Consider the following 6,279-nt stretch of genomic DNA (forward strand, 5'->3'; position numbering starts at 1 on the left):
AGCGCGTATTTTAGGCATAACTTCTTGCGGCGATAGCAGGGGGTTCCCCCCTGCCCTCACGCGCTTGCCCGCAAGGGCTCCTGGCCGTCCAGCCGCCAACGCAGGCGCACCCCTCCGGTATCGGTGGATTCCAGGGCCGGAATCGCCGACAGCAGGCTGCGCGTGTAGTCTTCCTGCGGCCGGTCGAACACGGCGTCGCGCGAACCTTGCTCGACGATGCCGCCGTCGCGCATCACCACCACCCGGTCGGCCACCTGCTCAACCACGCCCAGGTCGTGGCTGATGAACAGGCACGAAAAGCCGTGCCGTTCCTGCAGGTCGGCGAACAGGTCCAGCACCTGCGCCCGCACGGTCACGTCCAGCGCGGACACCGGCTCATCGGCAATCACGAAGGCGGGCCGGCGCACGATGGCGCGGGCGATCGCCACGCGCTGGCGCTGGCCGCCGGACATTTCGTGCGGAAAGCGCTTGGCGTATTCGGACCCCAGGCCTACCTCGGCCAGCACCTCGTCCACGCGGCGGCGCTTATCCGCCGAAGGCATGTCGTCCAGCATGCGCAGGCCTTCGCCCACCAGTTGGCCGATGGTCATGCGCGGGTCCAGCGACGAATACGGGTCCTGGAACACCATCTGGCAATTCAGCCGGTAGTCGCGCCAGGCGGGAGACCGCCGGTTCACCAGCTGGTTGCGGAACAGGATCTGGCCCGACGTGGGCGACAACAGCCCGGCGATTGCCCGGCCCAGCGTCGTCTTGCCCGAGCCCGATCCGCCCACCACGGCCACGACTTCGCGCGGCTGGACGTGCAGGTCGATGCCGTTCAAAGCGCGCTTGGCGCCCGTGCGGGAGAACAGGCGCTGATGGCCTGCGTAGTCCACCACCAGGTTCTTGACTTCGACGATGGGCGCCTCCGGCGCCAGCTTGCGGGCCGGCAGGCGGCGCGGCATGGCGTCCAGCAGCTTGCGCGTGTACGGATGCTGCGGGCGCTCCAGGATGCCGGCGGTCGTGCCGGTTTCCAGCACCTTGCCGTGCTGCATCACCACCATGCGCTCGGTGTAGCGGGCCACCATCGGCAGGTCGTGGCTGATCATCAGCACCGCCGTGTGATGTTCGCGCGTCAGATCCACCATCAGTTCCAGCACGTCGCGCTGCACCACTGCGTCCAGCGCGGTGGTGGGCTCGTCGGCGATCAGCAGCGCAGGCTCCAGCAGCATCACCGAGGCCAGCATCATGCGTTGGCGCATGCCGCCCGAAAACTCGTGCGGCCAGGCGTCCATCGCCCCCTGGGGGTCGCGGATGCCCACGCGGCGCAGCATCTCAAGAATGCGCTCGCGGCGCTGCGCCGTGGACAGGTCCTTGCGGTGCAGCTTCAGGCCTTCGTCCAGTTGGCGGCCGATCGGCATGGATGGGTTCAGCGACGTCATGGGCTCCTGGAAGACCATGCCGATGCGCGCGCCGCGAAGCTTGCGCAGCACGGCCGGCTCGGCCTTCGTCACGTCCACGCCTTCGAACAGGATGGCCCCGCCCGCCACCACCAGCGGCGCAGGCGTCAGACCCATGATGGCGCGCGCGGCCTGGGTCTTGCCACTGCCGGATTCCCCGACGATGCCGACCATTTCACCGGGCGCGACCTCGAAGGACACGCCGCTGACGATCTCGCGGCCGCCGGCGCCCACCGTCAGGGTCAGGTTCGATACGGATACCAGTGCGCTCATTGCACGCCCCTCATGCGGGGATCGAGACGGTCTCGCACCGCATCGCCCAGCAGGTTGATCCCCAGCAGCGCGAGCGCGATGGCCAGGCCGGGAAGAATGGATAGGTACGACGCCTGCGCCATGAACGGACGCGCGGCGGCCAGCATGTTGCCCCAGGTCGGTGCGGGTGGCGGCACGCCCAGGCCCAGGAAGGACAGCGCGCTTTCCGCCAGGATCACCCAGCCGAACATGGATGTGGCCAGTACGGTAAGCGGCGCCACGCAGTTGGGCAGCACGTGCCGGAACATCGTGTAGAGCTCGGAATTGCCCAGCACCCGGGACGATTCAATGAACTCCTTTTCGCGCAATGACAGCACCGTGCCCCGCACGATGCGCGTCACCGACGGCGTATAGGCCAGGCCCAGCGCCAGGATGATGCCGTACTTGTTGGCGCCCACCACCGCCAGCAGCCCCAGCGCCAGCAACAGGCCCGGAAAGGCCAGCAGCGCGTTGTTGAAGGCCATGATGATGCGGTCGGTCCAACCGCGCACGAAACCCGTCAGGGTGCCGATGGCGGTGCCCGCCACGATGGCGAACGTGACGGTCAGCAGGCTGATCCAGACGCTGCTGGATGCGCCGGCCAACAGGCGCGACAGCTCGTCGCGGCCGAATTCGTCGGTGCCCAGCAGGAAGTCCCCGCCGGGCGGCTTGAGCCGGGCGACGAAGTTGATCTTGAGCGGGTCATGCGGCGTCCAGAAGGCGCCCATGATCGCCGCGACGATCATCGCCCCGACGATCACGCCGCCCAGGAGCGCGTTAGCTGCGATTCGCTTTTTCATTCGGCGGTCACTCTCGGGTCGAAGATGGGATAGCACAGGTCGATCAGCAGATTCACGATCACGTAGACCACGCCCACAAACAGCAGGCAGCCCTGGATCACGGGGTAGTCGCGCGCGAAGATCGAATCCACCAGCAAACGCCCCAGTCCGGGAATGGTGAACACCGTTTCCACCACCGCGATGCCGCCCAGCAGGTTGCCCAGCACCAGGCCGATCAGCGTCCAGGTCGGGCCGAAGGCGTTGCGAAAGGCGTGGCGCATCAGCACGGCCGATTCGGACAGGCCCTTGGCACGCGCATGGGTGATGTAGTCCAGCCGCAGCACTTCCAGCGTGCTGGCGCGCGCCATGCGCATCAGCACCCCGATTTCATGCAGAAAGAGCGTCAGGATCGGCATGGCCAGGTACAGCAGGCCCGCCTTCCAGTCTTCACCAATGGACACGTAGCCCACCACCGGCAGCCACTGCAGCTTCAGGCCGAAGAAGATCAGCAGCAGCAAGCCCAGCCAGAAAGTCGGGATGGACACCAGCAGGGTTGCTGAACCGACCAGGAACAGGTCGGGCCATTTGTTCTGCTTCCAGGCCGCGATCATGCCGGCGGGCACGGCCACCAGCGCGGCAAACAGCACCGCCACCAGCACCACGCGCCCGCTGATCAGGAAACGGTCCCACACTAGCGGCAGCACGGGCTGGCCAGTGTTGATGGACGATCCCAGATCGCCGTGCAGCATGTTGCCGAACCAGATGCCGAACTGCGTCAGCCAGGTCTGGTCCAGCCCCAGGCGCGCACGCAGGTCCGCCAGGGCGGCCGGCGTCGCCAGGTCGCCCAGCAGCAGTTGGGCAGGATCGCCCGGAATCAGCCGGATCATCACGAACACCGCCACCGCCACGATCAGCAGGGTCGGCACGGCCATGACAATTCGGGATAGCGCAAAACGCAGCATGGCCCTCTCCTATTCCCGGACGCGGAGCGGCGGTGCGCCGCGCCCGCGTCCAGCGATATCAATTATCAGCATGTCGCAACTTGTGCAGCGCGCCCGCCAGGAAGTCCTGCACCTGGCCCACGCACTTCAAGCCGTCGTGCGGCACGTTTTCCACCACGTCCAGTACCGCCTTCACGCCTTGAGCTTCGAACGAACGGCGCAGCGACTCCAGGCGTTCGGGGCGCGTCTTGCCGGCGTCGTTAGCGCCCGGCATGAAGAACTTGCCGCCTTCGCGATGGGTGATTTCCCAGGTTTCCAGGTCGGCCTTGCCCACGATCATGTGGACCGCCACCTGCTTGAGCGCCTCGATGTCGACGCCCTTGCCGAAGCGTGCCTCGGCGTCGCGCACACCAACCCACCAGTCCTGGCTCGGGTCCAGCAGCGTGACCGAACCCGGCGCGCCGATCGACACGGCCCACAGGCTTTCCGGGTGCAGGTAGGCGAAACGGTTGACGAACTGGCCGCCGCCCGAATAGCCGAACAGGCCGAACTTCTTGAAATCGCGGCCGAACTTCTCACCGACTTCAGCCACCATGTCCAGCAGGATCTGGTCGTAACGGATGTCGCCTTCGCGCAGCTGCTTGAAGCCGTCGCGGTTGCCGTCGCCCAGCGGGCCCACGGGGAACAGCGGGCACAGGACGATGCAGTCGTTCCAGCGCGCGAACTCGGCGAACGCGTCGCGGTATTCCACGAAGGCGCGGCCGGTGCCGTGCATGATCACCACCAGCTCCATCGGGTGCTTGGCGGCGTCGATGTGCGGGGGCACATACATGCAATAGGAAAAGCGCGGATCGGTGCGGGCCGCGAAAACGGTGCTGTGGCCCAGGTCGTACATGGCCCGCGCGCGGGCGGCGTCGGGTTGGATGGCGGGAGCTGCGTTGGACTGCATGATTTCCTCGTTTCCATGGCCGCGCGGGCGGGCACATGGTCTATGCCGGTGGTCAGAACAATAATCACATAAATTGGCGCCAATTTTAGGCGCATGCGTTTCCGGTCAACAAGGCAGGGGATTCCCTAGGCCGCAAGCCGGGTCCGTTGTTTCGCCGCCACCCTCGCAGCCGCCATGCTCATATACAATTGGGAATCATTATCAATATAGATGCGTGCGGGCAGGACCCGGCGTGTTGGGGATCCTGCCGTGGATGTCGTCCAGACACTCTATGCCGGCCATCACGGATGGCTCAGAAACTGGCTGAACAAGCGCCTGGGCAATACGTCCGATGCCGCCGACCTGGCGCAGGACACGTTCACCCGCATTCTTGAGGCGCGCCGCAAGCCGGGCGCGCAGGAGCTTCGGCTGCAAGAGCCGCGCGCCTATCTGACCACCGTCGCCAAGCACGTGCTGTGCAACTTCCACCGCCGGCAATCGTTGGAACGCGCCTGGCTGGAGGCGCTGGCGCAGATGCCCGAGCCCACCTCCCCCTCGCCCGAACAGCGGCTCGTCATCCTGGAAACCCTGCATCAGATCGATGCCATGCTGGATGGCCTGCCCGCCAAGGCCCGCACCGCGTTCCTGATGGCGCAGCTTGACGGCATGACCTACCGGCAGATCGCCGACGCCATGCGCATCACCGACCGCACGGTGCGCCGCTACATGGCGCAGGCGTTCGAGCAATGCCTGCTGCTGGCCGCTTGATGGGCAGTCCGCACGAAGCCCCGCTGGACCGGCTGGCGTTGCGCCAGGCTGCGCAATGGCTGATGCGATTGCACGCCGGCGCCGAGCCGGCGCCGGAAGCCTTCCAGGAATGGGAGCGCTGGCGCGCGCAAAGCCCGGACAACGAACGCGCGTGGCAACGCGCGCAGCAGTTCAACGCCCAGTTCAGCACGCTGCCGCCCGAGCTGGCGCGCTCTGCGCTGAACCGCAAGATGCCCCGGCGCAAGGCGCTTGCCGCGCTGGGCGGCATGGCGGTTGGCCTGCCCGCCGCGTGGGCCGCGTGGCGCATGGCTCCCTGGTCCAGCTGGGCAGCCGAATACCGCACCGCCACGGGCGTGCGCCGCGAAATCCGGCTGGCCGACGGCAGCGTCGTGCAGATGAACACCGCCAGCGCCATGGACGTGGCTTTCGATGCCACGGTCAGGCGCCTTATCCTCCGGTCCGGCGAAATCCTGGTACGCACGGCCGCCGACCCCGCCCATCCGGCGATGGCCCGGCCCTTCCTGGTCTCGACCGACTCGGGCGCGATCCGCACGCAGGACGCCCGCTTCACCGTCCGGCAGACCGATAAGGACTGCCGTGTGTCGGTGTTGGACGGCGCCGTGGAAATCGCGCCCCGACACGCCCCCGCCCAGCGCTTGCGCGTCGCGGCAGGCCAATGCGTGCGGTTCGACGAAACCGGCGCCGACCCCGTCGCGGCCCTGCCCGCTGGCGCCGGGGAATGGGCGCGCGGCGTCCTGGTCGCCGACAACATCCGGCTGGCGGATTTCCTGGACGAACTATCGCGTTACCGGCCCGGCATCGTCCGTTGCGATCCGGCCGTAGCCGACCTGCGCCTGTCGGGCGGGTTCCAGCTGCAAGACACCGACCGCATCCTTTCCCTGCTGCCCGCCACCCTGCCCGTGCGCGTGGTGACCCGGACCCGCTACTGGGTCACGGTGGAGGCCAGGGGCGGATCGGCCTGAACCGCCGCGTAGTTACAACTTTCCCGGCCATTGCATGTCCGCTTTTCTCCGTTCGCGTGTCAACAACCCCAGCAACACCACAACACGCCCATCTACGGAGAACCCCATGGCGCACCGCCGTCCTGGCTCACGGCCAGCTTTGACCCGCAC

At 67.1% G+C, this 6,279-nt stretch carries 6 protein-coding genes; 2 read left to right on the forward strand and 4 right to left on the reverse strand.

Annotated features, from left to right (window positions below; all coding sequences use genetic code 11):
• Positions 1–56 precede the first annotated feature (56 nt).
• The 4 genes from AC27VE_RS26020 to AC27VE_RS26035 are packed head-to-tail and all read right to left on the reverse strand — an operon-like array spanning position 57 to position 4,399.
• Positions 57–1,712 (reverse strand): ABC transporter ATP-binding protein, encoded by a 1,656-nt coding sequence (locus AC27VE_RS26020; RefSeq protein WP_006223713.1) that lies wholly within the window; start codon positions 1,710–1,712, stop codon positions 57–59.
• Positions 1,709–2,530: an ABC transporter permease gene (locus tag AC27VE_RS26025; RefSeq protein WP_006223712.1), complete on the reverse strand. Its 822-nt coding sequence runs from the start codon at positions 2,528–2,530 to the stop codon at positions 1,709–1,711. Before AC27VE_RS26025 ends, AC27VE_RS26020 begins: the two co-directional genes overlap by 4 nt.
• Positions 2,527–3,471 (reverse strand): ABC transporter permease, encoded by a 945-nt coding sequence (locus AC27VE_RS26030; RefSeq protein WP_006223711.1) that lies wholly within the window; start codon positions 3,469–3,471, stop codon positions 2,527–2,529. Before AC27VE_RS26030 ends, AC27VE_RS26025 begins: the two co-directional genes overlap by 4 nt.
• A 58-nt stretch (positions 3,472–3,529) precedes the next feature.
• Positions 3,530–4,399: an alpha/beta hydrolase family protein gene (locus tag AC27VE_RS26035; protein WP_006223710.1), complete on the reverse strand. Its 870-nt coding sequence runs from the start codon at positions 4,397–4,399 to the stop codon at positions 3,530–3,532.
• Positions 4,400–4,609: 210 nt separating this feature from the next.
• Here AC27VE_RS26035 and AC27VE_RS26040 point away from each other — a divergent pair, with 210 nt between their 5' ends.
• Both AC27VE_RS26040 and AC27VE_RS26045 read left to right on the forward strand, forming a co-directional pair.
• The gene (locus AC27VE_RS26040) at positions 4,610–5,146 is read left to right on the forward strand and encodes a sigma-70 family RNA polymerase sigma factor (RefSeq protein ID WP_454676278.1); all 537 of its coding nucleotides are present in this window, start codon (positions 4,610–4,612) and stop codon (positions 5,144–5,146) included.
• Positions 5,125–6,129, forward strand: coding sequence for a FecR domain-containing protein (locus AC27VE_RS26045; RefSeq protein ID WP_488705392.1), 1,005 nt, complete (start codon positions 5,125–5,127; stop codon positions 6,127–6,129). Before AC27VE_RS26040 ends, AC27VE_RS26045 begins: the two co-directional genes overlap by 22 nt.
• Positions 6,130–6,279 lie beyond the last annotated feature (150 nt).

It is taken from the genome of Achromobacter sp. 18P8.1.1, assembly GCF_057799415.1.

Bases quoted from the DNA above. Each gene is read 5' to 3' on its own strand.
- AC27VE_RS26020 (WP_006223713.1), bottom strand. From the start codon at position 1,712: ATGAGCGCACTGGTATCCGTATCGAACCTGACCCTGACGGTGGGCGCC.
- AC27VE_RS26025 (WP_006223712.1), bottom strand. From the start codon at position 2,530: ATGAAAAAGCGAATCGCAGCTAACGCGCTCCTGGGCGGCGTGATCGTC.
- AC27VE_RS26030 (WP_006223711.1), bottom strand. From the start codon at position 3,471: ATGCTGCGTTTTGCGCTATCCCGAATTGTCATGGCCGTGCCGACCCTG.
- AC27VE_RS26035 (WP_006223710.1), bottom strand. From the start codon at position 4,399: ATGCAGTCCAACGCAGCTCCCGCCATCCAACCCGACGCCGCCCGCGCG.
- AC27VE_RS26040 (WP_454676278.1), top strand. From the start codon at position 4,610: ATGCGTGCGGGCAGGACCCGGCGTGTTGGGGATCCTGCCGTGGATGTC.
- AC27VE_RS26045 (WP_488705392.1), top strand. From the start codon at position 5,125: ATGCCTGCTGCTGGCCGCTTGATGGGCAGTCCGCACGAAGCCCCGCTG.